The sequence below is a fragment of the Mesorhizobium sp. B3-1-8 genome (genome assembly GCF_006439495.1).
Taxonomy (GTDB): Bacteria; Pseudomonadota; Alphaproteobacteria; order Rhizobiales; family Rhizobiaceae; genus Mesorhizobium.
In genome coordinates, this window is record NZ_VFTK01000010.1 from 39487 (window position 1) to 63084 (window position 23598).

The following is a 23598-nucleotide window of genomic DNA, read 5'->3' on the forward strand; positions in this document are numbered from 1 at the left end:
TGTTTCCTCCGGATTATAGAGACGAGGTCTCCTGTGACGGTCGCTTGGCCGCGGCCGTTTCCTTTTGCGCCGCCCGTCCGTTGGGCAGGCGCAGATAGCTGAGAAGGTCGCCGGCGTTGCGCTCCTGCACGAGCACGGTGCCGATGATGATCGCCCCCTTCAGCACCAGCTGAAGGTTGGAATTGATGTTGTGCAGTTGCAGGATGTTGGACAGCAGCCCGAAGATCAGCACGCCGCAGAAGGTGCCGATCAGGCTGCCGCGCCCGCCCATCAGGCTGGTGCCGCCGATGACCACGGCGGCGATGGCGTCGAGCTCGAGCCCCGCGCCGGCATCGGGTTTGCCTTGCCGGTACTGCGCCACGTAAAGCACCGCCGCGATGCCGGCGAGCAGGCCGGACACCGCATAGGTGGCGATCTTGACGCGCCCGGCGGCGATGCCCGAAAGCCGCGCCGCCTCCTCATTGCCGCCGATGGCGTAGACATAGCGGCCGAAGGGCGTGAAGCGCAGCACCGCGCCGTAGATCACGATCGCGCCGAGGAAGAACAGGCCCGGCATAGGCACGACGCCAAACACCAGCGAGCGCAGGATCTCGAATTCGGCGGTGGCATTGGAACCGGTATAGACCGGCAGCACCGCATTGTTCTGGCCGGCGGTCAGCCTTGCGATGCCGAGCGCCGTCACCATCATCGCCAGCGTGACGATGAAGGGCTGCAGCCGCCCGGCGACGATGATGAAGCCGTTGATGGTGCCGAACAGAAGGCCGACGCAAGGCGCCACCAGAAGCACGCCGAGCACACCGAACTTGGTCTCGACCTGCGGCAGCAGGTACCACAGCGAAAGGCAGCATAGGATGACGCCGACCACGCCCGGGATGACCAGCCCGCGCGCCTTGTCCAGCCGCACCTCGCGGCCGGCTTCGGCGCCGGCGCGGGATTTCTCGATGTTGAGCAGGATGAAGCGGGTGACGAGCGCGCCGAGGCACAAGGCGACCAGCGCCGTTGTCGGCACGCCGAGCGCCGCCGACGGCGTGACGCCCGGCACCGTCAGCAGCATGGCGCAGACGACCGAGCAGATCGCCATCAGCGAGCCGACGGAAAGATCGATGCCGCCGGTCAGGATCACCGCCGTCATGCCGGTGGCGATGAGGCCGGTGGTCGACACCTGGCGCAGCACGTCGAGCAGGTTGCCGTAGGACAAGAAGATGTTGTTGCCCTTGGAACTGATCGGCGAGCCGAACACGCCGATCAGGAAGATGGCGATCAGCCCCCAGTAAAGCTTGGTGCGGGAGAGAAGGCTGATGAGGTTCATGCGGCGGATCTCGCTGTGCGTCTCGGCGCGGCGAGCCGCATGATCGCTTCCTCGCTGGCTTCGGCGCGGGACAGGATGCCGCGCTGGCGGCCCTCCGCCATGACCAGGATGCGGTCGGCGAGATGCAGAAGCTCGGGCAGTTCGGAGCTGATCACGGCAATCGCCAAACCGTCGCCGGCGAGCTTGAAGATGAGGTCGTAGATTTCGCGCTTGGCGCCGACATCGATGCCGCGCGTCGGCTCGTCGAGCAGAAGCACGCGCGGCCGCGTCGCCAGCCATTTGCCGATCACCACCTTCTGCTGGTTGCCGCCCGACAGCGTGCCGGCGGCCTGCTCGATGCTTTCGCAGCGTATGCCGAGCGCCCTGACCGCCTCTCGCGCAAGACCTTGCTCGCCCGAGCGCGAGCGCAGGCCGAAGCGCGCCAGCGCGCCGACCAGAGGCAGGGCGACATTGTCGGTAATCGAGGCTTGGAGATGCAGGCCTTGCGTCTTGCGGTCCTCGGTCACCAGGGCGATGCCGAGCCGTCGGGCCTCGCGCGGCGAGCCGATCTCGACCGGCGCGCCGTCGAGCCGGATCTCGCCGCCGGTGCGGCCGCCGCTGGAGCCGAAGATCGCTTCCAGGATCTCGGTGCGGCCGGAACCCAGCAGCCCGCCGATGCCGAGGATCTCGCCGGCGGCGAGGTCGAAGCCGACGCCGTCGATCACCGTGCGCCAGCCATGCCGGTCGGGCTTCGACAGCGACAGGTCCCTGACCGAGAGCACCACCTTGTCGCCGGGGCCGCCTTCGTGGCCGGAGGAAGCGAGGAGGTCGCGCCCGACCATGGCCGAGATGATGGCGTCTTCGCCCAGTCCCGCCATGTCCTCAGTCATCACATGGCGCCCGTCGCGCAGCACCGTCACCCGGCTTGTCAGATGCATCACCTCGTCGATGCGGTGCGAGATATAGACGATCGCGACGCCGCTTGCCGCAAGCTGGCCGATGATGCGGAACAGCCTCTCGCACTCGGCCGGCGACAGCGCCGAGGTCGGCTCGTCCATGATCAGGATGCGCGCCGATTTCGACAGCGCCTTGGCGATCTCCACCAGTTGCTGCTCGCCGACCCTGAGCGTGCCGACCCGCGCTTCCGGATCGAGCTCGATGCCCAGCCGCTGCAGCAGCGCGCTGGCGGCGCGGCTGCTCGCCTTGCGGTCGACGACCAGCCCGGCGATCAGCTTTTCGCGGCCGAGGAAGATGTTGTCGGCGACGCTGAGCTCGGGAACGAGGTTGAGCTCCTGGTGGATGATGGCGATGCCGGCATCCTCGGCGTCGCGGACGCCGGTGAAACGCACCGCCTGGCCGTCGATCGCCACGGCGCCTTCGTAATCGGTATAGACGCCGGAGAGGATCTTCATCAGCGTCGACTTGCCGGCGCCGTTCTCGCCCATCAGCGCATGCACCTCGCCGGGCCTGAGGTCCAGGCTCACATCGGACAGCGCGGCGATGCCGCCAAATCGCTTGGAAATGCCGGTCGCGCTCAGGACGACGGCGGGACCGTCGGCGGCCGCAATGCCAGTCGTGATGGAATCAGCGCGCTGCATGGCAAAAGGACGGCCTCCCTCCGTCGTCTTCGACTGCCCGAACGCTAATCTAAACGTTTCGAATGTGTCAAGCGCCTATCTCCTCACTGAGGATTGATGCATTTCAATTCTTGCGAAAAACACCGGGTTTACGTAGGTTTAGCCAAATAAGGGTGGCTAAACGTTTCGAAAATGACGGTGTCAGGGCGGAAAAACCAGCGGAAATCCACGGCGCCGACCATGCTGCATGTGGCGGAAGCGGCGCGTGTGTCCGTGGCCACCGTGTCGGCATTGCTCAACGGCACCGCCACCGTCAGTCCCGAGCTTACCCAGCGCATCGAGCAGGCGATCCGCGACATCGGCTACAAGCGCAACGCCATTGCCCGCAGCCTCAAGATGGGCACCACGCGGACCATCGGGCTCACGGTGCCGCACATCACCAATCCGTTCTTCACCGATGTCGTCTCGGTCATCCAGCAGGCGTTCGACCGCGCCGGCTATGCCGTCATGCTGTGCTGCACGGACGAGGATTTGAACACGCAGGACGAGCAGATACGCCTGCTGCTCGACCGCATGGTCGACGGGCTGATCGTGGCCCGCGTCGGCGACGGCGGCATTTTGAAGAGCATCGTCGAGGACGCCAATGTGCCGGTGGTGCTGCTCGACCGTCTCTGCGAAGGCGTCGACACCGATGCGGTGGTGCTGGACAACCAGCGCGCCGTGTTCGACGCCGTCACCTATCTGATCCATCTTGGCCATAGGCGCATCGGCTACATCACCGGCACCTCCGACATATCCCCCATGCATGACCGCATGATCGGCTACCGCGAGGCGCTGCAGGCCGCCGGCCTGCCGGTGGCCGAGGAACTCGTGCGCTCCGGCAATTTCCACGAGATCGACGGCTACAACGCGACCATGCAGCTCTTGTCGCTGCACGACCGGCCAAGCGCGATCTTCTCGGCCAACAACCCGATGGTGATCGGCACCATGAAGGCGATCCGCGACATCGGCCTATCCTGCCCCGAGGACATCTCGGTCGCCTGCTTCGACGATTTTCCCTGGTCGGACGTGTTCGTGCCGCAGCTGACCACCGTGGCGCAGCCCGTGCAGGCGATCGGCGAGCAGGCGGCGAACCTTCTGCTCGACCGGCTGGCCGGCAATCGCGACGCGCCGCCACGCAAGCTCGTCCTCAAGGGCCGGCTGATGATCCGCAATTCCTGCCGGCCGCTGGGAGCGGTCGCGCAGACCGTCAGCGCGTAAATCCGAAGGCGGCCTCGCAAAGCAGCTGCAGCCTGGGGAAGATGTGTTTGCCGCCGGTGATCACGCGGGTGCCTTTGCCGATCACGGTCTTGGGGTCCGCTTTCAGCGCCGTGCCGCCGGCCTCCTCGATCAGCAGCATGCCGGCCAGGCAATCCCAGGCATTCATGTGCTCCTCGATATAGCCGAGCAGCCGGCCGGACGCCGCATAGGCAAGCATCAGCGCTCCAGAAGCATTGCGGTAGAAGACGCCGCCTTCGCCCATGATCAGGCCGATGAGCACGACGACATTCGTGGTCGAAACGCGGTTGGAAAGCCCGGTGCCGACGGCGCCCTCGGAAAGCGACGCCGCATTGCTGGCCTTGATCGGCTTGCCGTTGAGGAAGGCGCCGCCGCCGAGGCGGCCGTAGAAGGTCTCGTCGGTCGAAGGCTCATGGATGACGCCGACCTCCGTCTCGCCATTCCTGGCGCAGGCGATCACCACGCACCAGGCGGGAATGCCGCGCACGAAATTGGCGGTGCCGTCGATCGGGTCGATCACCCAGACATGACCGGTTGTTCCGGCCACGGCCGCGTGCTCCTCGCCGACGATGCCGTCTTGCGGATAGGCCTCGGCGATTGCCGCGCGGATGAACAGCTCGACCTCGCGGTCGCCTTCGGAAACCAGGTCCTGATGGCCCTTGCTCTCGACGGTCAAATTGTCGAGGTCGCGAAAATATTTGAGGCCCAGCTCGCCGGCGCGCCGCGCCAGGTCGATGGCAAAATGCATGCGGTCGTCGAGGTCGTGGGTCACGGGGGAACTCTTTGTTGAGGAAAAGCCGTCCGCGCCCTTAGCAGACCGGTGTGTCATTCAAAAGCGGCCCTCTCAGGCCGCCTTCGACATCGATTTGTGCACGTCGGCGAGGATCTCGAAGGAACGCACGCGCGCCGCGTGATCGAAGCACTGCGCCGTCACCATCAATTCGTCGGCGCCGGTGCGGCCTATGAAGGCGTCGATGCCCTGGCGCACCGTTTCCGGCGAACCGACGACGGCGCAGGACAGCGCCTGGGCAAGCATGGTCTTCGCGACGGAATCGAGATCGCGGTCGTAATTCTCGACCGGCGGCGGCAACTGGCCGGGCCGGCCGCTGCGCAGATTGACGAAGGCCTCCTGCAGCGAGCTGAACAGAAGCTTCGCTTCGGCGTCGGTCGGCGCGGCAAAGACATTGAGACCGAGCATGACATAGGGTTTGTCGAGCTGCGCCGAGGGCTGGAACCGCGTGCGATAAACCTCCAGCGCATGGTCGAGCTCGGCCGGCGCGAAATGCGAGGCGAAGGCGTAAGGCACGCCGAGAAGTGCCGCGAGCTGCGCGCCATAGAGGCTGGAGCCGAGGATCCAGACCGGTACGGTCTGGCCTTCGCCGGGCACCGCGCGGATGCGCTGGCCTTCCTCGGCCGGCTGGAAATAGCCCATCAGCTCGACCACGTCCTGCGGGAAGTTATCGGTGGACTCCAGGTTGCGGCGCAGCGCTCGCGCGGTCAGCATGTCGGTGCCCGGCGCGCGGCCGAGACCGAGGTCGATGCGGCCGGGAAAAAGCGCGGCCAGCGTGCCGAACTGCTCGGCGATCACCAGTGGCGCATGGTTGGGCAGCATGATGCCGCCGGCGCCGACGCGGATCGACTTGGTGCCGCCGGCGACATGCGCGATCACGACGGACGTCGCGGCGCTCGCAATGCCCGGCATGTTGTGGTGCTCGGCCAGCCAGTAACGCTTGTAGCCCAGCCGCTCGGCATGGCGGGCAAGGTCGAGCGAATTGGCGAGCGACTGCGTTGCGGTGCTGCCTTGCGTGATCGGCGACAGGTCGAGAACCGAAAGGTCCGTCATTGGTCAGGTCTCCACGATGCGTTTTTCCCGCAGCCTTGTCTCGAAGGCGGCGCGGTCGGGAATGACGATGGCGAGCTGGTTCTCCAGCACGTCGGCGAGTTCGGCGGCCATCGCGATTTCGCGCTGCTCGCTGCGGCCGCCGGCATGATGTGTCGACAACCGGTTGTTGCGCAGCGCATAGCGCCGGTCGGGCAAGGCGAGCGCGGCCACCAGCGTGGTCAGGAAATGCGAGCTCGGATGCGTCGACAAGAAATGGCTGGCGACCCGGTAATCGACCTCATAGGCTTGGCTCATGTCGAAGCGGTAGAGCGTGCGCCAATCACCGCCGATATTGGCCTGCAGGCGGAAACGGTCGCCGGTTCCGACGACGCAGAAGGCCTCGTGCGGCGTCTGCTGTTCGAGGCCCGGCTCCAGCAGCAACGGCGCCGTCAGCGTCAGGCCGCCGAAGCCGACATCGGCGATATAGGCACGGCCGCCGAGCTCGATGCGCAGCAGCATATGGCTGCGCGCCGTAATGGCGTCATCAGGCTGGCCCCAGAGCACGCGGGCGGCAAGTCCGCTGACCATGAACCCCAGCGCGTCAAGCGCATGCATGAAGATCAGATTGTGCTCGAAGCAATAGCCGCCGCGGCCCTGGCTGAAAATCTTGTCCTGCAGCGAAGCGACGTCGAGGCCGACGGAAACGCTCATCAAGGCGTCGATGTTCTCGAACGGGATCGCCCGCGGGTGGATTGCGTGCAGCGCCTGCAGCGTGGCGAGCGAAACGTCGGTTGGCCCGTCATAGCCTATCCGGGCGAAATAGCCATCGAGATCGAAGTCGCTCATTCAGGGGACAGGTCCGGCTTGACCGGTCCGATATAGGCACTCGCCGGCGGTGCCGCAAACGCGGTGCCGCAAACAATGTGCGAGGTTTGAGATTATGCCAGGGTTTCAGGGCGCGGATTTATGATTGTTCTCGGTCGCTTCCTCGTCCACGGCCATGGACTGCTGCGCCGCGAGGAAGTTGCCGACATGGCTCAAGCCCTCGAAATGGTCGCAGAAGACCTTGATGACGACCAGCAGCGGCACCGCCATCAGCGCGCCGACGAAGCCCCATAGCCATGACCAGAAGGCGATGGCGATTAAGATCGCCACCGCGTTGATCTCAAGGCGCCGCCCGACCACCGTCGGCGTCACGAACTGGCCTTCGACGATATCGCACAACACCACGAAAGCCGGCGGCAGCAGCGCATAGGCGATCGTGTCGAAGCTGATCAGCGCGATGATGGCGACGAGCAGGACGGTCATCAGCGCGCCGACATAGGGCAGGAAATTGAGCAGCGCCGCCGCCGCGCCCCAGACCAGCGGGGTGGGCATGCCGAGCCCCCAGAGGCCCAGCCCGATTGTCGTGCCGAGGCCGGCATTGATCAGGGCAACGGTAAGCAGATAGTGCGAGATTTCGTGCTCGACGTCATAGACCACGCGCAGCGCCCGCTTCTTCTGGGTCATGCTGGTGAAGGACTGCACGATCTTCTCGTAGAACAGCGTGCCCGAGGCGAGCAGGAACAGCGACAGCACGAAGACGATGGTGATCGAGGTGCCGGCTTCCAGGATATTGCTGGCCGCCGTGGACAGAACGCCGGAAGGCGCCACCGCGACCCGCTGCACGCCTGGCTCCTGCGAAGTCTCGGTCAGCGCCTCGAGCTGATGCGCGAGATCCATCACCCGTTCGAGCGGCCGCTTGAACGGTGCCAGCCGCTCGGTGAGCTGCTGGCCGATCGAATAGGAGTTGTTGATGAGGTCGATGACCGGACCGCTGAGCAGATAGCCCGCGACGACGAAAACAAAGATGGAAAGCAGCACCAGCAACGTCGCCGAAACCACCTCCGGTACGCCGTGCTTGCGCAGGAAGCGCACGATCGGCGTCAGCGTCAGCGCCAGCAGGAAGGCGAGGATCACCGGCATGAAGAAGTCACGGGCGAAGTAGAGCGCTGCGATCGTCAGCAGAATGAAAATCCCGATCACCAGCGACCGCGTCAAGCGCATGTCCGCCCGGGCGTTGGCACGCGGATCAGGGCTTTCGGCAACGCTCGCGCCCGAAGCAATCGGTTCGGTTTTCATCGGTTCCCCTTGCAGCCCGTCACCCAAACAATGAATGCATGGCAGGCTTCTGCGCGAAACGCGGGAGTTCCGGGCAAGGTTCCATGAGCCGGCTTTCCCCGGCATCGCTCATGCGGTCGCGCTATTACATGACGTGTAATTGAGTCGCCGCGCCGGCCTGGCCTAATACGGGGCAGGCTTTCGCGACGACAGATCGAGCCGCAAACCGTCGCCGCCCAGGAACTGCGTGTCGAGTGCATATTCCCGGCCGATGAGGCAACCGAGACGTTCCATGCCGAAATGATGGCCGTCGGCGCCGGGCATCCAGAGGCCTAGCGCGTTTCACCGTTTCACGGAAACGGCGAACCGCTCTATCTCTTTGTTTCTACGCAATTCCGGACGGAAAACCGCTCACACTTTTCCTGGAATTTCTCTAGCATCCGGAGACCGGCTTCGACTGCCGCTCAGGCGACCGGCGCCAAGATGGCGGGCGCGGCCTTCGCCGTTTCCTTGCGCACGATCGGTGCCACCCTGGTGCCGTAGAGCTCGATCGCCTTCATGATCTTGGCATGCGGCATGGTGCCGATCGCCATCTGCAGCAGGAAGCGGTCGTTGCCGAAGATCTTGTGCTGGGCGACGATCTTTTCCGCCACAGTTTCAGGATTGCCGACGAAGAGCGCGCCGTTGGGTCCGCGCGCCTGGTCGAAATGGGCGCGCGAGGTTGGGCCCCAGCCGCGCTCGCGGCCGATGCGGTTCATTACTTCGGCCTGCGGTCCATAGAAGTCGTCGGCGGCCTGTTCGGTCGTCTGGGCGATGAAGCCGTGCACGTTGATGCTGGTGGCAAGCGTTGCCGGGTCGGTGCCGGCGCGCCGCGCCGCCTCGCGATAGATATCGAACAGCGGCGCGAAACGCGCCGGCTCGCCGCCGATGATGGCCAGGGCCAGCGGCAGGCCGAGCACGCCGGCGCGGGCGGCGGATTGCGGCGTGCCGCCGATGGCGATCCAGACCGGCAGTTTTTCCTGCAACGGTCGCGGATAGACGCCGCGGCCGTTGATCGGCGCGCGCAGCTTGCCCTGCCACGTCACTGTCACCTGGTCGCGGATGGCGAGCAACAGGTCGAGCTTCTCGGCGAAGAGCTCGTCATAGTCCTCGAGATTGTAGCCGAACAGCGGGAAGGATTCGATGAAGGAGCCGCGCCCGGCCATGATCTCGGCGCGGCCGCCGGACAGAAGGTCGAGCGTCGCGAATTGCTGGAAGACGCGCACCGGATCGTCGGAGGAAAGCACCGTGACCGCGCTGGTCAGGCGGATGCGTTTCGTGCGCTCGGCCGCCGCGGCCAGCGCCACGACCGGAGCCGAGGCGGCATAGTCGGGGCGGTGATGCTCGCCGAGGCCGAACACATCGAGGCCGACCTGGTCGGCCAGCTCGATTTCCTCGATGAGGTTGCGCAGCCTCTCATGCGGGCCAATCGCGCCGACACCCGGCTCCGGGCTGACATCGGCGAAAGTGTAGAGACCGAGTTCCATCTGGTTTTATCCTGAGGTGTTCATATGGGTGTTGCTTGTCTGTACTAGAGGTAGCCATCTACCGTTCTGCCCGCCAGAGGTGCGATCTGTGAACAGTGCATCGCACGCTGCCGAGCCGTATCCCTTCGGCAACAAGCCCGGATTTTTCATGGCTGGTATACCGTTTTGGCGCTTGAACTTGCCGCTTTCACGCGTATGTAAGCGTCGCGAATAGACTGCAGGGAAGTGCACTTGGCTATCTACAGGGAAAAAGACATTTTCGAGCGGCGCAATGCCGCGAACGAGGCAAAGAAGGCGCTGCTCGAGCGCTTCAAGGCAAAACCGGCGGCGGATGATCCGACAGTGCTGGCTCGCCAGGCCGAACGCAAGGCTATCCTTGAGGCCCGCGCCATCCGCGAGGCGGAAAAGGCAAGGCTGAAGCAGGAAAAGCTGGCGCGCGAAGCGGCCCAGAAGGCCGAGCGCGAGGCGATTGCTGAAGCGGCGCGTCTTGCGGCGGAAGCAGCGGCGGCCGAAGAGGCCAAGCGCCGCGAGGCCGAGGACTCCGAGCGCATCGCTTTCGAACTTGCCGATGAGGCCGCGCGCAAGGCCAAGCGTGACGCACGCTACGCCGCTCGCAAGGCACGCGTCGGCCGCACGCCTCCGGGCTTCTCCGCCCGCTAGAGCAATTCCAGGAAAAAAGGTTCAGGGTCGCCGAAAGCGGCCCTGAACGCGTTTATGCTGCGGATAACGGGCTAATTTAAAGCGCGTCGCGTGAATCCGCTTCGACGCGACGCGCTTTTAGGCGACCAGTTTCAGCCCGACGATGCCACAGACGATCAGGCCGATACAGGCGAGCCGGACAATCGTCGCGGCTCGCCGAGCAGCCAGATGCCGAGCAGCGCCGTGCCGACGGTGCCGATGCCGGTCCACACCGCGTAGGCCGTGCCGACGGGCAGCGTCTTCAGCGCCAGCCCGAGCAGGCCGAGGCTGACGATCATCGAGGCAATGGTGAGAAGGGTCGGCAGCGGCTTCGAGAAGCCGTCGGTATATTTGAGGCCGATCGCCCAGCCGATCTCGAACAGGCCGGCGAAGAAAAGAAGAATCCAAGACATCGAAGACACTCCGTCATTCCGGCATCGCTTGAGATGCTTGGTGGCGGGTCGTCCCGGCCGGTTTTCGGGGAAGCGAGGTCGTCCTCGCCCTTGATATGGGGTGGCCTGTTTCCCGATCAACAAAACACCGGCAGCACTGTCATGCCGCCGGTTCAAAGTCTGCATTGAGCCGGATCGACCGAATTTCGGCCGCTTACTTTTCCTTTATGCGCATCGCCTTGACCGGCGGCGCCTTCGGAGCCGGGGCCGCAGCGGGCTTCTTGGCGTCCTTCTTCGGCTTGCGGGCTTCCTTGCCCGCCTTCATCGCACCTTTAGCCATGATTCGCTCCTCCGATTGTGGACGTGCAAGTGAAACAAGAGAAATGCCGGACCGCAAGAGGCCCCGCCTCGCTTGCGAAGCCGTCCAGCCGGATGTCAACCGGTTTCCCGACGCCATGCTGGCTCGAGCGCGCTATGGTGGCTTGAACTTCGGACTGCCTGGCGCATTGTCTGTGGAGTTTCGCCTGGGCGGGCATCAATGCTCGGGCGCGCCGGGAGATCGAATGGCAGGACATAGCGGGTCAAGACGAGTGATCTATGCCGCGCTCGCCGGCAATTTGGCGATCGCGCTGACCAAATTCGCGGCGGCGTTCTTCACCGGTTCGTCCTCCATGCTGTCGGAAGGCGTGCATTCGCTGGTCGACACTGGCAATGGCGGGCTCCTGCTCTACGGCATGCACCGCGCCGCGCGGCCGCCCGACCGTACCCACCCGCTCGGCCACGGACGCGAGCTCTATTTCTGGAGCTTCATCGTGGCGCTTCTGGTGTTCGCGCTCGGCGCCGGCGTTTCCTTCTATGAGGGCGTCATCCACATCATGGCGCCCGAACCGGTCGTCAATGCCAAGGTCAACTACATCGTGCTTGCCCTCTCCTTCGTCTTCGAGGGCAGCTCATGGCTGGTGGCGCTGAAGGAGTTCCGGCAGCAGAAGGGTAAGCAAGGCTGGTTGCAGGCTGTGCAATCGAGCAAGGATCCGAGCGTCTACACGGTGCTGTTCGAGGACAGCGCCGCGCTGCTTGGCCTTATCGTCGCCTTCGCCGGCATCCTGTCCGCCGAACTTCTGGAAATCCCCGAGCTCGACGGCGTCGGCTCGATCGGCATCGCCATCATCCTGGGCGCCACGGCTATCTTCCTGGCGCGCGAGAGCAAGGGCCTGCTGCTCGGTGAACCTGCCTCGTCCGAAGTGCAGAAGAAGGTGCTGGCGATGGTCCAGGAGGATCCGGCGGTCCAGCGGGCGAACGGAATCCTGAGCGTCCATATCGGGCCGGAGGAAATCGTCGCGGGTTTGAGCATCGAATTCGAGGATCATCTCACCGCGCCCGAGATCGAGGCCTGCGTCGAGCGCCTGGAGGCAAGGCTGAAGCAGGAAATGCCGCAGATATCCAGGCTCTTCGTCAAGCCGCAAACGACTGGCACATGGGAGCAGCGGCGCGAGGCCATCGCCGAGGCTTCGGACGAGAGTTAGGTTCAACGCAACGAACTTCGTGAGGAGGAAAGCTGATGAAGATCGACGGCGGATGCCACTGCGGCGCGATCGCCTATGAGGCGGAGGTCGATCCGCAAAAGACCTCGATCTGCCACTGCACCGACTGCCAGCAGCTGACCGGCACGGCCTTTCGGGTCACCGTTCCGGCGCCGGAAAGCGACTACCGGATCACCAGGGGCGCGCCGAAGATCTACATCAAGGTCGTGGCAAGCGGCGCCAGGCGCGCCCAGGCTTTTTGTGCCGACTGCGGCTCGCATCTTTATGCAACGTCGGTCGGCGATGGTCCGAAGGTTTATGGGATCAGGGTCGGGACCGCGCGGCAGCGTCAGGACTTGGTTCCCAGACAGCAGAAATGGCACCGGTCGGCCCTGCGCTGGCTTCCGGAATTCGAGGGCATGGCGACGACGGAAGAGCAATAGCGCTATCGGATCGGCCCGCCGGCGCGAGCCTTGGCGATTGGCCGAATCTTCCGCGACTACTCGTCTCCCTCGACGACTCGCAGCCTGAGTTGGCCGGTCTTGGAATCAGCCACGCGCGCCCCGGCCTCGACCTTGGCCGGCCCGTTGCGCGGCAGCTCGGCCTCGCCCTCGGCAAACTCCAGCGCCTCGATCTTCTGGCCGCGCTTGGTCACTTTCGACGTCGAGACCAGGATGTCGTCGATGTCCTTGGTCGCCTGGCCGAAATGCGTCTGCAGCCGGCGCACCCGCTCGTCGACCCGCGCCACGTCCTCCATCAGACGGATGACCTCTCCCTGGATCAGATGCGCCTGCTCGCGCATGCGGGCGTCCTTCAGGATCGACTGGATGACCTGGATCGACAGCATCAGCAGCGAGGGCGAGACGATGACGACGCGGGCGCGGTGCGCCTTCTGCACCACCGCCTCGAAATTCTCGTGGATTTCGGCGAACACCGATTCCGACGGCACGAACATGAAGGCGGTGTCCTGCGTCTCGCCCTGGATCAGATATTTTTCGGCGATATCGCGGATATGTATCTCGATGTCACGCCGAAAAGCCTGCGCCGCCGCCTTCTGCATGTCGGCGCCCTCGGCGGCCCGGATGGCGTTCCAGGCTTCCAGCGGGAACTTGGCGTCGACGGCCAGCATCGGCGCGCCGTTCGGCATCCGCACCAGGCAGTCGGGCCGGCTGCCATTGCTCAGACTGGCCTGGAATTCGTAGGCGCCGTGCGGCAGGCCGTCGGCGACGATCGCCTCCATCCGCGACTGGCCGAAGGCGCCGCGCGTCTGCTTGTTGGAAAGGATCGCCTGCAGTTGCACGACCTGGCCGGCCAGGGACTGGATGTTGCCCTGCGCGGTGTCGATCACCGCCAGCCGCTCCTGCAGCTTGGCCAGGCTCTCATGCGTCGACTTGGTCTGCTCGGCCATGGTCTGGCCGAGACGCCCGGTCATGGCGTCGAGCCGTTGTCCGAGCGACTGGGTGAGCTCGGCCTGCCGTGCCCCGAACACTTCGGCGATCGCGCCCATGCGCCCCTGCATCTCGGCCTGCGCCTGCATAATGTCGGCCATCCTCGCCTCGGCATCGCGGGCATGGTCGGCGGCTTCGGCAGCCGCCACCGCGCGCGCCCCGGCCGCGCGCCACAAGGCGACCACGAGCGCCACGAACAGCGCAAGCAGGAGGATTGCGCCGAAAGCCAGCGCCTGGCCAAGCGTGATGGTCGTGGCGCCAAGCCACGCGATGGGCTCGGAAAGCATGGAGGTCATGTCGTTCATTTGGCCACCATAACCGATTCGGCCTCCTGGCACAGATCAAAACGTGAACAAGCCAAAGATGCCCCGGTTGACGCTTTTCAAGCGAGGTCTTAGGTGAGACGCCATGTCGATCAAGCCTCTCATCATCCTTCCCGATCCGGTCCTGCGCCAGGTTTCCGAGCCGGTCGAGCGCGTCGATGCCGATTTGCGCAAGCTCGCCGACGACATGCTCGACACCATGTATGACGCGCCGGGCATCGGCCTTGCGGCGATCCAGGTCGGCGAGCCGCGGCGGCTGCTGGTCATCGACCTCGCCAAGGAAGGCGAGCCGCCGGAGCCGCATGTCTTCATCAATCCGGAAGTGCTCGAAAGTTCCGACCAGCGTTCCGTCTATGAGGAAGGCTGCCTGTCGATCCCAGACTATTATGCCGAGGTCGAGCGCCCGGCTTCGGTGCGGGTGAAGTATCTCGACCGCGACGGCAAGTTGCAGGAGATGCAGGCGGAAGGCCTGATGGCCACCTGCCTGCAGCACGAGATCGACCATCTCAACGGCGTGCTGTTCATCGACCACATCTCGAAGCTGAAGCGCGACATGGTGGTGAGGAAGTTCAAGAAACTCGCCAAGGACAAGGCACCGGGCAAGATGGTGGGCTGACGCCCGCCTTGAAACGCACTGCCTTGAGCGTAAGCTCTCATCGTGATATCGATGATATCAGAGCGGAGAAACGCCAGTGGGCGACATGTTGATTCGAGGCATTCCCGAGCCTTTGAAGCGTGAAATTGAGCAAGCTGCGCGCAAGGGTGGCCAGAGCCTGTCGGGCAAAGCCATAGATCTTCTGCGCAAAGGTATCGTCGCGGAAAAAGAGGCAAAGCCGGATCGGAGCGTTTCGGCCTGGGATGCGATCCGCTCGGCATTCGTCGCTGAAAACGCCACCGACGAGACGTTCGCAGAAATAATGGACGAAATCGAAGCGGAAAGGAAACGTGACTTTGGTCGCCCGGTCGAGGATTTCGAGTGATCGTCCTCGACACCAACGTCATTTCCGAAGCCGGCAAGCCGGTGCCCGATCCGATCGTCGCCGAATGGCTTCGCAAACAGGACGTTCTCGAACTCTACGTGTGCGGCCCGGTTATCATGGAGCAATCTTTTGGCGCGGAAAGATTTCTGAGCAGGACTGGGTCGGATCGCTATATCCGTGTCCTGGATCATCTGATCTCGGATCAGTTTGCCGGTCGCATCGCGGAGTTTGCGGACTCGGCCCCTCGTCTTGCCGGCAAGCTACGGGCCATGCGCGAACGAAAGGGCCGCCCAATGAGCCTGCCTGACGCGATGATTGCCGCTATCTGTCTGGCGCATGACGCCACGCTGGCAACGCGTAATGTTCGCGACTTTGATGGGCTCGACCTGAAACTCGTAAACCCGTTTGAAGCGGGCTCCTGAGCGCACCATCGGGCACAAGCAGATATTGGAAGAAAAATGCCGCTTCGCGTCATCTTCATGGGCACGCCGGATTTTTCCGTGCCGACCTTGCGCGCCATCGCCGAAGCCGGCCACGAGATCGCGGCCGTCTACACGCAGCCGCCGCGCGCCGCCGGCCGGCGCGGGCTGGAGCTGACGCCCTCGCCGGTGCAGCGCGAGGCCGAGCGGCTGGGGCTCGAAATGCGCACGCCGACATCGCTGAAAGGCGAGGCCGAGCAGCAGGCCTTCGCCGCGTTGCGGGCCGATCTCGCGGTCGTCGTCGCCTACGGATTGCTGTTGCCGAAAGCCGTTTTGGACGCGCCGAGGTTGGGCTGTCTGAACGGCCACGCCTCGCTTTTGCCACGCTGGCGTGGTGCTGCTCCCATCCAGCGCGCGATCATGGCCGGCGATGCGGAGACCGGCATGATGATCATGCGCATGGAAGAAGGTTTGGACACCGGGCCGGTGGCAATGGTTGAAAAAGTCGCCATCGCACCCGATATGACGGCCGGCGAATTGCACGACCTCCTGATGGTTCAGGGCGCTTCGCTGATGGTTGAGGCGCTCGCCCAGTTGGGGATAAATTGTCTGACATTTACCCAACAGGCGACGGCAGGGGTGACCTATGCCCGAAAGATCGATAAATCGGAGACACGCGTAGACTGGACGCGGCCTTCTGGCGAAGTCCACAATCACATTCGCGGCCTCTCGCCCTTTCCGGGCGCGTGGTGCGAGGTCGAAATTGGCGGCCGCATGGAGCGGCTGAAACTGCTTCGCTCGACGCTCTCGGATGGCGTCGGCGAGTCGGGAGGAATTCTCGATGACCGGCTGACGGTCGCCTGCGGGTTGGGCGCGGTCAGGCTGGTCGAAGTTCAACGGGCGGGCGGAAGGCCTGCCGCCGCGCAGGAGTTTTTGCGCGGCGCCAAGATCGAAAAAGGAATGAAACTCACATGAGCATGATGTCGATACGCGCGGCGACGCCGCGGGATCGCGAGGCGATCCGCCTCGTCGAAGAGCATGCCTTTGGCCAGCAGGCGGAAGCCGGCCTGGTCGACGCGATTGTCACTGGCGGCGATGCCGTCGTCGAGCTGGTTGCCGAGGAAGACGGCCAGGTCGTCGGCCATATTCTTTTCTCGCGGCTTTTCGTGCAGGACGGCGCCAAGCAGTTCGCCGCTGTCGCGCTGGCGCCGCTGGCGGTCGAGCCCTCCTTCCACGGCACCGGCATCGGCGGCGCGCTGATCCGCGAGGCGCATGTGCGGCTCAAGGAAGCCGGCGAGACGCTGGCCGTGGTTCTGGGCGATCCGGTCTATTACGGCCGCTTCGGCTACACCCACGCCCGCGCCGGAAAGTTCGAAAGCGAGTACCAGGGCGAGGCGCTGCAGGCGCTGGCCTGGGGCGACGCGCCCGAGACCGGCAAGCTGGTCTACGCTTCAGCCTTCACCGCTTTAGCCGCCTAGGTTAAGGCGAAAGCACAGCTGGCATGCCGCGTTTTCGGCTCGATATCGAATATGACGGCAGCCAGTTCGCCGGCTGGCAGCATCAGGCCGACCAGCCCTCGGTGCAGCAGGCGATCGAGCAGGCGATCGAAAAGTTCTGCGGCGAGGCCGTAAGAATACGTGCCGCCGGCCGCACCGATGCCGGCGTGCACGCCACTGCCCAGGTGGCGCATGTCGACCTGGCCAAAGCGTGGTCGGGCGACAAGGTGCGCGATGCGGTGAACGCCCATCTGCAGGCGGCCGGCGCGCGCGTCGCCGTCCTGAATGCGGCCGTTGTCGCCGACGGTTTCGACGCGCGCTTTTCCGCCACCGGCCGCCACTATCTCTATCGCATCCTCAATCGCCGGGCGCCGGCGGCGCTGGAAAAGGGCAAGATCTGGTGGGTGCCGAAGCGCCTCGACGCCGAGGCCATGCATGAGGCTGCCAAGGTGCTCCTCGGCCGGCATGATTTCACCACCTTCCGCTCCACCCAGTGCCAGGCCGAAAGCCCGGTCCGCACGCTTGACCGCCTCGACGTCAGCCGCGATGGCGACTTCATCGAGGTGCGCAGTTCGGCCCGCTCTTTTCTGCACAACCAGGTTCGCTCGATGGTCGGCTCGCTGAAGCGCGTCGGCGACGGCTCCTGGGGCGCCGCCGATCTCAAGGCGGCGCTCGAAGCATGCGACCGCGCCGCCTGCGGCCAGGTAGCGCCGCCGGACGGGCTGTTTCTCGTCGGGGTGGATTATGCGGCGGCAACCCAAGAGCCAAACGCCGCAGCCGAGGATACGGTGACCTAACCCGTCGTGCCGTCCGGTATGTCGATGCCGAGCAGTGCCTGCAAGCCAAACAGGACGAGCAGCGAGGCAATGAACATGCCGACGAACACGGTGGTGCCTACGGCGGCGCCCCTGCCGATCGATGCATTGGTCATGCGCCATGTCAGCACCATCGAGAGCGCGAACAGGAACAGCGACACGAGGCTGTTCACGTCGCTGGTCGAAGGCAGGAAGAGCCTGAGCAGCGCCGAGGGCAGCATCAGCCAGGCGATGATCGCCGACGTCCAGTTGGAAGCGACGACATAGTGGACGAAGCGGCCGCCGATGCCGGCGCGCGGCGCGACCAGCGCGAGCGCCACCAGCGGCAGCACCCAGGAGCCGATATCGACGGTCGCCAGCCGTATCAGCATGCCGAGGCGTCCGGCGAAGGCGTCCGGATCGCCGATCTCATTGGCGATGCCGACCCAGCCGACGATCAGCGCCGGCGCCGCCACGACAATGGCGAAGAAGGAATTCCAGAAACCGTCGGCAGAAAGGTCGAGCAGGCGCAGGCCGTCGGCCTTGCCGAACATCAGCCGCCAGGCGCCGGCCAGCGAAGCATAGGTTTCGTCCGCCGAAAGCATGGTCACGAAAGGCCTTGTCCGAACCAGTCTTCGATGAAGCGTTCGTAGATTTGCGTCAGCGTCTCGAGGTCGGCAAGCGCGACGCGCTCGTCCACCATATGCATGGTCTTGCCGACCAGGCCGAACTCGACCACCGGGCAATAATCCTTGATGAAGCGCGCGTCCGACGTACCGCCGGAGGTGGAGAGCGCCGGCGTCTTGCCGACCACCGCCTTGACCGAGCTGCCCAGCGTATCGATCAGCTTTTCGTCACGCGTGAGGAAGACATGGCTCGGCCGATCGCGCCAGACAAGCTCGTACTCGACCGGCGCCTTCTTGCCCGGCCGGTATTTCTTGCGCCCGGCGGCCTGGTCGAGCCGGTTGTGGATATCGGCCTGGACGGTCTCCGCATCCCAGGTGTCGTTGAAGCGGATGTTGAAAATGGCCGTCGCCTTGGCCGGGATGACGTTGGTCGCCGGATTGCCGACATCGATCGACGTCACTTCGAGGTTGGTCGGCTGGAAATCCTTGGTTCCGTTGTCGAACACCGGATGGAGCAGCGCGTCGACCAGGCTGATGAGCCCGCGCACCGGGTTGTCGGCAAGCTGCGGATAGGCGGCATGGCCCTGGCGTCCATTGACGGTCACACTGCCCGACAGCGAACCGCGCCGGCCGATCTTGATCATGTCGCCGAGCGCATCCGGATTGGTCGGTTCGCCGACGATCGAGGCGTCCCATTTCTCGCCCTTGGCCGCCGCCCAGTCGAGCAGCTTCGTCGTGCCGTTGATGGCCGGTCCTTCCTCGTCGCCGGTGATCAGCAGCGACACCGAGCCTTTCGGCCCGCCATTCTTCGCGACATGGCGCGCCACCGCGGCAATGAAGCAGGCAATGCCGCCCTTCATGTCGACGGCGCCGCGGCCATACATCTCGCCATTGGCGATTTCGGCGGCGAAGGGCGGATGCGTCCAGGCCGCCTCGTCGCCCACCGGAACCACATCGGTATGGCCGGCAAACATCAGATGCGGGCCGTTGCCCGAGCGCCGCGCATAGAGGTTTTCGATGTCCGGCGTGCCGTCTTCCGAGAAGACCGGTCGCTCGATCGAGAAGCCGAGCGGCTTCAGCATACCCTCCAGCGCGGCAAGCGCCCCGCCTTCGGCGGGCGTCACGGAAGGGCAACGGATCAGGGCGGCAAGATTCGCGGCGGGATCGGTCGGCAATGTCATGGGCAAAGCGATAGTCGAAAGCGTTTGTCGTGTCACGATGGCAGATCATCGCCGGTCATGCCGCCGACAATATGGTTTTCGTGGCGTATAAATGCATGTCGCCCGGAAGGGTGGGCAGCGTTTCCGGGAAAACGACATGCATAATAGCAAGTTGCGGGCCAAGCGAGGACGAATGCGTGGCCAGTGAAACAAGCACCATCGCGATAGCCGGCGCCGGCAGCATCGGCTGCTATGTCGGCGGCTGCCTGGTGCTCGCCGGACGCAAGGTCGTCTTCCTCGGCCGCGGCCGCGTCGTCGAGGCCATGCGCGAAAGCGGGCTGCGCGCCAGCGATCTTGACGGCCGCGACCGCCGCGTCGAAGCGCGAGCGATTTCGGCCACGGACGATCCGGCGGAAGCACTCCCCGATGCGGACGTCATCCTGGTGACGGTGAAGAGCGGCGCAACCGCGGAGATGGCCGGGCTGATCGCCGCCCACGGGCGCCCGGATGCCGTGGTGGTCAGCCTGCAGAACGGCGTCGACAATGCGGACAGGTTGCGCGCCGCGCTCCCTGGACGGCGGGTGCTGACCGGCATGGTCATGTTCAACGTCGTCCAGTCGCCCGACGGCGAGGCGCCGTTGCGTGCGCATCGCGCCAGCCAGGGCGAGGTGATGATCGACGATGGCGTCGATGGCCTTGCCGGTCTGCTCGACGTCGACGGGCTTGCCGTCGAAGCGCGCGCCGACATGAAGGCGGTGCAGTGGAGCAAATTGCTGATGAACCTCAACAATGCCCTGGTGGCGCTCTCCGACCTGCCGCTGGCGAGGCAACTGGCCGACCGAAGCTGGCGAGTCATCCTCGCCGCCGAGATCGACGAGGCGCTCGCCGCGATGAGGGCGGCGGGCATAGCGCCGGCGCGCATCACCGGCCTGCCGCCGGCGCTGCTGCCGAAAGTGCTGCGGTTGCCCGACTGGCTGTTCGGGCTTCTGGCGCGCCGCATGCTGGCGATCGATCCTCGGGCGCGCTCGTCGATGTGGGACGACCTCAAACGCGGCCGCCCGACCGAGATCGACGAATTGCAGGGCGCGGTCATTCGCCTGGCCAGGCGATCGGGCGCCCCGACGCCGGTCAACGAACGCGTCACTGCGCTGGTGCGTCAGGCGGAAGCGGCAAAGCGCGGTCCGCCTGGTCTTAGGCCGGAAATGGTCAGCGGCGGTCCTCGATCAGCGTGATCTTCTGCCAGATCTTGCGCGACAGGTTGGAGGACAGGTTCTCGATGTCGTTGACCGCGTTGACGACGACATCGTCATTGACCGACTGCGCGAACAGCGCCGCGATCTTGCCGGTGATCGACAGCATCTCCGAGCAATAGTCGAGATAGCGCGCCAGGTCGGCGGGGTTGGTGATGCGGGCGGGCGAGTGCGAGGTCGGCTTGAAGTCGGCCGACAGCGTCGCCGGATCCTTGGTCAACTGGTGCATGTCGATGACATGGATCAGCGAGCGCAGCCCGTGCAGCTGCCGGAACACTTTCTTGCGCTTGATCCGCTCCTCGGCGCGGATCAGCGCCAGCAGGCCGAGCACCGCCAGGATCACGGTGTTGATCGTCGCCTCGATGCCCTGCATCGACTGCACGGCATCGTCGGCGCCCGAAATGCGGTCGAGCGGCAGGATGGTACCGACGAACAGGAACATCGCCACGCCGGCGATGAAGGCCGCGACGATGACGCCGCGCAGCCACCAGATCGGCGCTTCCAGCTGCTTGGCGGCCTTGGCGAGGTCCCGCGACAGCGACACCAGTTCGGCGGCGACGGCGCGCAGGCCCCTTTCCGGGAACCGCTCGGCGACACGCTCCTCCAGCCTTTGGGCGGTCTCGATGATCCGCGTCGGATCGAGCGTGCGGTAGCGCATGGCGACCTCAGCTATCGCCCGGCGCGTTGGTGCGCCTGCCGTAGCGGTTCGGTCCGGGATCGCTGCGGAAACAGGCAAGGATGATGAGCAGGATGGGACCGATGATCAGCGAGATCAGCGCAAAATAGGTCGGCTTGCCGAAATCATGGAAGCGCTTCGCCGTCACCGCGAACGTTGCCCAGGCCGAGATGAGCAGCACGCCCCAGCATATCATGGCCCAGTTCTGGCTGGCGCTTGTGTTCAGCTCCACCCGCGCGAACTGGTAGAACGGGAAAAACTGGACAAGCACCAGCAAAATCCCGGCCAGCGCATAGGCGACCGGGCTCAGCCGCCCCGAAAGGCTGAAGAACAGCCAGAGGAATTGCGATCTTTCAGACACTAGCGTCCGCTCCGTGATGGAGGATCAGTCGCGCAGCAATTCGTTGATCGAGGTCTTGGAACGGGTCTTGGCGTCGACGCGCTTGACGATGACGGCGCAGTAGAGACTGGGACCTGGCTCGCCATTGGGCAGCGGCTTGCCCGGCAACGATCCGGCGACCACCACCGAATTCGGCGGCACTTCGCCGTAAAAGATCTCGCCGGTGGCGCGGTCGACGATCTTGGTCGACTGGCCGATGAACACGCCCATGCCGAGCACCGAGCCTTCGCGCACGATGCAGCCTTCGACCACTTCGGAGCGCGCGCCGATGAAGCAATTGTCCTCGATGATGGTCGGGCCGGCCTGCATCGGCTCCAGCACGCCGCCGATGCCGACGCCGCCGGAAAGATGCACGTTCTTGCCGATCTGGGCGCAGGAGCCGACCGAGGCCCAGGTGTCGACCATGGTGCCCGAATCGACATAGGCGCCGACATTGACGAAGGACGGCATCAGCACCGCGCCCGGCGCGACATAGGCCGAGCGGCGCACGACCGAGGACGGCACGGCGCGGAAGCCGGCCTTCTCGAAGTCGACTTCGCTCCAGCCGTCGAACTTGGATGGCACCTTGTCCCACCACACCGCCTGGCCGGGACCGCCCTTGATGATCTCCATCGGGTTCAGCCGGAAGGAGAGCAGCACTGCCTTCTTCAGCCATTGGTTGACGTGCCACTTGCCGTCGTCCCGCCGCTCGGCGACGCGGGCGACGCCGCGGTCGAGCAGGTCGAGCGCCGCCTGGATGGCGTCGCGCGTCTCGCCGCGCGTCGCGGTCGAAATCGTGTCGCGCTCCTCGAAGGCCTTTTCGATGGTCTTTTCGAGGCTCGCCAGATCGGGCTTCGACATGATTTCGCTCCATTACCAAGCTGTTAAGGGGCTGCGCCTTAATCTGTTTAAAAGTCGCGCGGACCCTATGTTAAGGCTCAATGGGGGTCAATCGCGCCTGCGTCACGGGACGGCGCAAGTAAGGGAATTGGACGGGTGGATTCGATGACTCCCATGGAAAAGGCGGGATGGACGCCGCTGCCGCATTCGGACGAGGATCTGGAACGCTCGAAAGGCGTGCCGGATACCCCGCAGACACGCGCCGAGACCTACCGGCTGGCGTGGAACGATCCCGAGTTCATGACGCGTCGCGAATTGCGCGCCGTACGGCTGCAGCTCGAGCTGCTCAAGCCGGAAATGATCCTGGCCGAACGCGGCATTCGCTCGACCGTCATCCTGTTCGGCGGCGCCCGCCTGCCCGAACCGGGTGGCGAGGCTTGGGCGGCGAAGAACGAGACGCAGAAGAAGAACCTCGAGGCGAACAGCAAATATTACGAGGAAGCGCGCAAATTCGCCCGCCTGTGCTCGCAGCAGTCGGCCACCTCCTATTATCGTGAATATGTCGTGGTGACCGGTGGCGGGCCTGGCGTCATGGAGGCCGGCAACCGCGGCGCCGACGATGTCGGCGCGCCGTCGATCGGCTTGAACATCGTTTTGCCGCACGAGCAGGCGCCCAACGCCTATGTCACGCCGGAGCTCTGCTTCAACTTCCACTACTTCGCCATCCGCAAGATGCATTTCGTCATGCGCGCCAAGGCGGTCGCGGTGTTTCCGGGCGGCTTCGGCACGATGGACGAGTTCTTCGAGACGCTGACGCTCATCCAGACGGGACGCATGGAGCGCGTCCCGGTCATCCTGTTCGGCAAGGCGTTCTGGCAAAGGGCGATCGATCTCGATTTCCTCGCCGAGCAGGGCACGATCTCGCCCGGCGATCAGGACATCATCGATTTCGTCGACACGGCCGACGAAGCCTGGGACATCATCCGCCGCTTCTACAAGCTCTGAAAGCGCGGCCCCGGAAGCGCA

Annotated in this window: 27 protein-coding genes and 1 pseudogene; 12 read left to right on the plus strand and 16 right to left on the minus strand. The window is 64.8% G+C overall.

Annotated elements, in window-relative coordinates:
* Window positions 1-13: 13 nt before the first annotated feature.
* Together FJ424_RS11395 and FJ424_RS11400 are read right to left on the minus strand one after the other, a co-directional pair.
* Complete coding sequence (locus tag FJ424_RS11395) at window positions 14-1309, minus strand: ABC transporter permease (protein WP_140641985.1); 1296 nt, start codon at window positions 1307-1309, stop codon at window positions 14-16.
* Window positions 1306-2886, minus strand: a complete 1581-nt coding sequence (locus FJ424_RS11400; RefSeq protein ID WP_140654560.1) for a sugar ABC transporter ATP-binding protein — start codon at window positions 2884-2886, stop codon at window positions 1306-1308. Before FJ424_RS11400 ends, FJ424_RS11395 begins: the two co-directional genes overlap by 4 nt.
* 219 nt (window positions 2887-3105) lie before the next feature.
* Between FJ424_RS11400 and FJ424_RS11405 the strand changes: the two genes are divergently transcribed.
* A complete protein-coding gene (locus FJ424_RS11405) occupies window positions 3106-4125 on the plus strand; it encodes a LacI family DNA-binding transcriptional regulator (RefSeq protein ID WP_140641981.1) in 1020 nt (339 codons plus the stop codon).
* On the opposite strand, the gene FJ424_RS11410 is transcribed toward FJ424_RS11405, so the two are convergent.
* The 6 genes from FJ424_RS11410 to FJ424_RS11435 all read right to left on the minus strand — a co-directional run bounded on the left by FJ424_RS11410 (window position 4115) and on the right by FJ424_RS11435 (window position 9591).
* The gene (locus FJ424_RS11410) at window positions 4115-4915 is read right to left on the minus strand and encodes an inositol monophosphatase family protein (RefSeq protein ID WP_140654558.1); all 801 of its coding nucleotides are present in this window, start codon (window positions 4913-4915) and stop codon (window positions 4115-4117) included. The genes FJ424_RS11405 and FJ424_RS11410 overlap by 11 nt on opposite strands.
* A 72-nt stretch (window positions 4916-4987) precedes the next feature.
* Window positions 4988-5986: an LLM class flavin-dependent oxidoreductase gene (locus FJ424_RS11415; RefSeq protein WP_140654556.1), complete on the minus strand. Its 999-nt coding sequence runs from the start codon at window positions 5984-5986 to the stop codon at window positions 4988-4990.
* A gap of 3 nt (window positions 5987-5989) precedes the next feature.
* The gene (locus FJ424_RS11420) at window positions 5990-6811 is read right to left on the minus strand and encodes an arylamine N-acetyltransferase (RefSeq protein ID WP_140654554.1); all 822 of its coding nucleotides are present in this window, start codon (window positions 6809-6811) and stop codon (window positions 5990-5992) included.
* A gap of 105 nt (window positions 6812-6916) precedes the next feature.
* A complete protein-coding gene (locus FJ424_RS11425; RefSeq protein WP_140641971.1) occupies window positions 6917-8086 on the minus strand; it encodes an AI-2E family transporter in 1170 nt (389 codons plus the stop codon).
* Between the two features lie 162 nt (window positions 8087-8248).
* Window positions 8249-8389 carry a hypothetical protein gene (locus FJ424_RS33595; protein ID WP_181182062.1) on the minus strand — a complete coding sequence of 47 codons (141 nt, stop codon included), beginning with the start codon at window positions 8387-8389 and terminating at the stop codon, window positions 8249-8251.
* Between the two features lie 140 nt (window positions 8390-8529).
* Complete coding sequence (locus tag FJ424_RS11435; RefSeq protein WP_140654552.1) at window positions 8530-9591, minus strand: LLM class flavin-dependent oxidoreductase; 1062 nt, start codon at window positions 9589-9591, stop codon at window positions 8530-8532.
* Window positions 9592-9822: 231 nt separating this feature from the next.
* Here FJ424_RS11435 and FJ424_RS11440 point away from each other — a divergent pair, with 231 nt between their 5' ends.
* Window positions 9823-10251, plus strand: a complete 429-nt coding sequence (locus tag FJ424_RS11440) for a DUF6481 family protein (RefSeq protein ID WP_140641967.1) — start codon at window positions 9823-9825, stop codon at window positions 10249-10251.
* Window positions 10252-10368: 117 nt separating this feature from the next.
* Here the strand turns inward: FJ424_RS11440 and sugE are convergent.
* Window positions 10369-10682: pseudogene (sugE, locus tag FJ424_RS11445) on the minus strand (quaternary ammonium compound efflux SMR transporter SugE).
* Window positions 10683-10875: 193 nt separating this feature from the next.
* A complete protein-coding gene (locus FJ424_RS34325; protein WP_095819016.1) occupies window positions 10876-11001 on the minus strand; it encodes a hypothetical protein in 126 nt (41 codons plus the stop codon).
* 223 nt (window positions 11002-11224) lie between these two features.
* Here FJ424_RS34325 and FJ424_RS11455 point away from each other — a divergent pair, with 223 nt between their 5' ends.
* Window positions 11225-12184, plus strand: a complete 960-nt coding sequence (locus FJ424_RS11455) for a cation diffusion facilitator family transporter (protein WP_140654550.1) — start codon at window positions 11225-11227, stop codon at window positions 12182-12184.
* Between the two features lie 35 nt (window positions 12185-12219).
* Window positions 12220-12624 carry a GFA family protein gene (locus FJ424_RS11460; RefSeq protein WP_140641961.1) on the plus strand — a complete coding sequence of 135 codons (405 nt, stop codon included), beginning with the start codon at window positions 12220-12222 and terminating at the stop codon, window positions 12622-12624.
* Window positions 12625-12680: 56 nt separating this feature from the next.
* On the opposite strand, the gene FJ424_RS11465 is transcribed toward FJ424_RS11460, so the two are convergent.
* Window positions 12681-13934, minus strand: a complete 1254-nt coding sequence (locus tag FJ424_RS11465; protein ID WP_140654548.1) for a DNA recombination protein RmuC — start codon at window positions 13932-13934, stop codon at window positions 12681-12683.
* 103 nt (window positions 13935-14037) lie between these two features.
* Between FJ424_RS11465 and def the strand changes: the two genes are divergently transcribed.
* The 6 genes from def (at window position 14038) to truA (ending at window position 17644) form a co-directional block, all read left to right on the plus strand.
* Window positions 14038-14568, plus strand: a complete 531-nt coding sequence (gene def / locus FJ424_RS11470) for a peptide deformylase (RefSeq protein WP_140654546.1) — start codon at window positions 14038-14040, stop codon at window positions 14566-14568.
* Window positions 14569-14653: 85 nt separating this feature from the next.
* Window positions 14654-14932, plus strand: coding sequence for a plasmid stabilization protein (locus FJ424_RS11475; RefSeq protein WP_140654618.1), 279 nt, complete (start codon window positions 14654-14656; stop codon window positions 14930-14932).
* Complete coding sequence (locus FJ424_RS11480; protein WP_140654544.1) at window positions 14929-15354, plus strand: type II toxin-antitoxin system VapC family toxin; 426 nt, start codon at window positions 14929-14931, stop codon at window positions 15352-15354. The genes FJ424_RS11475 and FJ424_RS11480 overlap by 4 nt, the downstream gene beginning before the upstream one ends.
* 36 nt (window positions 15355-15390) lie before the next feature.
* Window positions 15391-16326, plus strand: coding sequence for a methionyl-tRNA formyltransferase (gene fmt / locus FJ424_RS11485; protein WP_140654542.1), 936 nt, complete (start codon window positions 15391-15393; stop codon window positions 16324-16326).
* A complete protein-coding gene (locus FJ424_RS11490; protein WP_140654540.1) occupies window positions 16323-16829 on the plus strand; it encodes an N-acetyltransferase in 507 nt (168 codons plus the stop codon). The genes fmt and FJ424_RS11490 overlap by 4 nt, the downstream gene beginning before the upstream one ends.
* Before the next feature lie 23 nt (window positions 16830-16852).
* Window positions 16853-17644, plus strand: coding sequence for a tRNA pseudouridine(38-40) synthase TruA (truA, locus tag FJ424_RS11495; RefSeq protein ID WP_140654538.1), 792 nt, complete (start codon window positions 16853-16855; stop codon window positions 17642-17644).
* On the opposite strand, the gene FJ424_RS11500 is transcribed toward truA, so the two are convergent.
* A complete protein-coding gene (locus tag FJ424_RS11500) occupies window positions 17641-18246 on the minus strand; it encodes a transporter (RefSeq protein ID WP_140642079.1) in 606 nt (201 codons plus the stop codon). The two genes, truA and FJ424_RS11500, sit on opposite strands and share 4 nt — an antisense overlap.
* A 2-nt stretch (window positions 18247-18248) precedes the next feature.
* A complete protein-coding gene (gene dapE, locus FJ424_RS11505) occupies window positions 18249-19448 on the minus strand; it encodes a succinyl-diaminopimelate desuccinylase (RefSeq protein ID WP_140654536.1) in 1200 nt (399 codons plus the stop codon).
* Window positions 19449-19624: 176 nt separating this feature from the next.
* Here dapE and FJ424_RS11510 point away from each other — a divergent pair, with 176 nt between their 5' ends.
* A complete protein-coding gene (locus FJ424_RS11510) occupies window positions 19625-20659 on the plus strand; it encodes a 2-dehydropantoate 2-reductase (protein ID WP_246677221.1) in 1035 nt (344 codons plus the stop codon).
* Here FJ424_RS11510 and FJ424_RS11515 read toward each other — a convergent pair.
* From FJ424_RS11515 to dapD, 3 genes are read right to left on the minus strand one after another with little or no spacing between them, the layout of a single operon-like run.
* Window positions 20634-21335: a hypothetical protein gene (locus tag FJ424_RS11515; RefSeq protein ID WP_140641944.1), complete on the minus strand. Its 702-nt coding sequence runs from the start codon at window positions 21333-21335 to the stop codon at window positions 20634-20636. The two genes, FJ424_RS11510 and FJ424_RS11515, sit on opposite strands and share 26 nt — an antisense overlap.
* A 7-nt stretch (window positions 21336-21342) precedes the next feature.
* Window positions 21343-21714: a DUF805 domain-containing protein gene (locus FJ424_RS11520; RefSeq protein WP_140641942.1), complete on the minus strand. Its 372-nt coding sequence runs from the start codon at window positions 21712-21714 to the stop codon at window positions 21343-21345.
* Between the two features lie 24 nt (window positions 21715-21738).
* Window positions 21739-22593, minus strand: coding sequence for a 2,3,4,5-tetrahydropyridine-2,6-dicarboxylate N-succinyltransferase (gene dapD, locus FJ424_RS11525; protein ID WP_140654533.1), 855 nt, complete (start codon window positions 22591-22593; stop codon window positions 21739-21741).
* Between the two features lie 144 nt (window positions 22594-22737).
* On the opposite strand from dapD, the gene FJ424_RS11530 reads away from it, so the two are divergent.
* Window positions 22738-23577 (plus strand): LOG family protein, encoded by an 840-nt coding sequence (locus FJ424_RS11530; RefSeq protein WP_140641938.1) that lies wholly within the window; start codon window positions 22738-22740, stop codon window positions 23575-23577.
* Window positions 23578-23598: the final 21 nt, after the last annotated feature.

Bases quoted from the DNA above. Each gene is read 5' to 3' on its own strand.
- fmt (WP_140654542.1), top strand. From the start codon at position 15,391: ATGCCGCTTCGCGTCATCTTCATGGGCACGCCGGATTTTTCCGTGCCG.
- FJ424_RS11420 (WP_140654554.1), bottom strand. From the start codon at position 6,811: ATGAGCGACTTCGATCTCGATGGCTATTTCGCCCGGATAGGCTATGAC.
- FJ424_RS11425 (WP_140641971.1), bottom strand. From the start codon at position 8,086: ATGAAAACCGAACCGATTGCTTCGGGCGCGAGCGTTGCCGAAAGCCCT.
- FJ424_RS34325 (WP_095819016.1), bottom strand. From the start codon at position 11,001: ATGGCTAAAGGTGCGATGAAGGCGGGCAAGGAAGCCCGCAAGCCGAAG.
- FJ424_RS33595 (WP_181182062.1), bottom strand. From the start codon at position 8,389: ATGCCCGGCGCCGACGGCCATCATTTCGGCATGGAACGTCTCGGTTGC.
- FJ424_RS11530 (WP_140641938.1), top strand. From the start codon at position 22,738: ATGACTCCCATGGAAAAGGCGGGATGGACGCCGCTGCCGCATTCGGAC.
- FJ424_RS11395 (WP_140641985.1), bottom strand. From the start codon at position 1,309: ATGAACCTCATCAGCCTTCTCTCCCGCACCAAGCTTTACTGGGGGCTG.
- FJ424_RS11405 (WP_140641981.1), top strand. From the start codon at position 3,106: ATGCTGCATGTGGCGGAAGCGGCGCGTGTGTCCGTGGCCACCGTGTCG.
- FJ424_RS11400 (WP_140654560.1), bottom strand. From the start codon at position 2,886: ATGCAGCGCGCTGATTCCATCACGACTGGCATTGCGGCCGCCGACGGT.
- FJ424_RS11460 (WP_140641961.1), top strand. From the start codon at position 12,220: ATGAAGATCGACGGCGGATGCCACTGCGGCGCGATCGCCTATGAGGCG.
- FJ424_RS11500 (WP_140642079.1), bottom strand. From the start codon at position 18,246: ATGCTTTCGGCGGACGAAACCTATGCTTCGCTGGCCGGCGCCTGGCGG.
- FJ424_RS11515 (WP_140641944.1), bottom strand. From the start codon at position 21,335: ATGCGCTACCGCACGCTCGATCCGACGCGGATCATCGAGACCGCCCAA.
- FJ424_RS11415 (WP_140654556.1), bottom strand. From the start codon at position 5,986: ATGACGGACCTTTCGGTTCTCGACCTGTCGCCGATCACGCAAGGCAGC.
- dapE (WP_140654536.1), bottom strand. From the start codon at position 19,448: ATGACATTGCCGACCGATCCCGCCGCGAATCTTGCCGCCCTGATCCGT.
- FJ424_RS11465 (WP_140654548.1), bottom strand. From the start codon at position 13,934: ATGAACGACATGACCTCCATGCTTTCCGAGCCCATCGCGTGGCTTGGC.
- FJ424_RS11435 (WP_140654552.1), bottom strand. From the start codon at position 9,591: ATGGAACTCGGTCTCTACACTTTCGCCGATGTCAGCCCGGAGCCGGGT.
- def (WP_140654546.1), top strand. From the start codon at position 14,038: ATGTCGATCAAGCCTCTCATCATCCTTCCCGATCCGGTCCTGCGCCAG.
- FJ424_RS11490 (WP_140654540.1), top strand. From the start codon at position 16,323: ATGAGCATGATGTCGATACGCGCGGCGACGCCGCGGGATCGCGAGGCG.
- dapD (WP_140654533.1), bottom strand. From the start codon at position 22,593: ATGTCGAAGCCCGATCTGGCGAGCCTCGAAAAGACCATCGAAAAGGCC.
- FJ424_RS11455 (WP_140654550.1), top strand. From the start codon at position 11,225: ATGGCAGGACATAGCGGGTCAAGACGAGTGATCTATGCCGCGCTCGCC.
- FJ424_RS11475 (WP_140654618.1), top strand. From the start codon at position 14,654: ATGTTGATTCGAGGCATTCCCGAGCCTTTGAAGCGTGAAATTGAGCAA.
- truA (WP_140654538.1), top strand. From the start codon at position 16,853: ATGCCGCGTTTTCGGCTCGATATCGAATATGACGGCAGCCAGTTCGCC.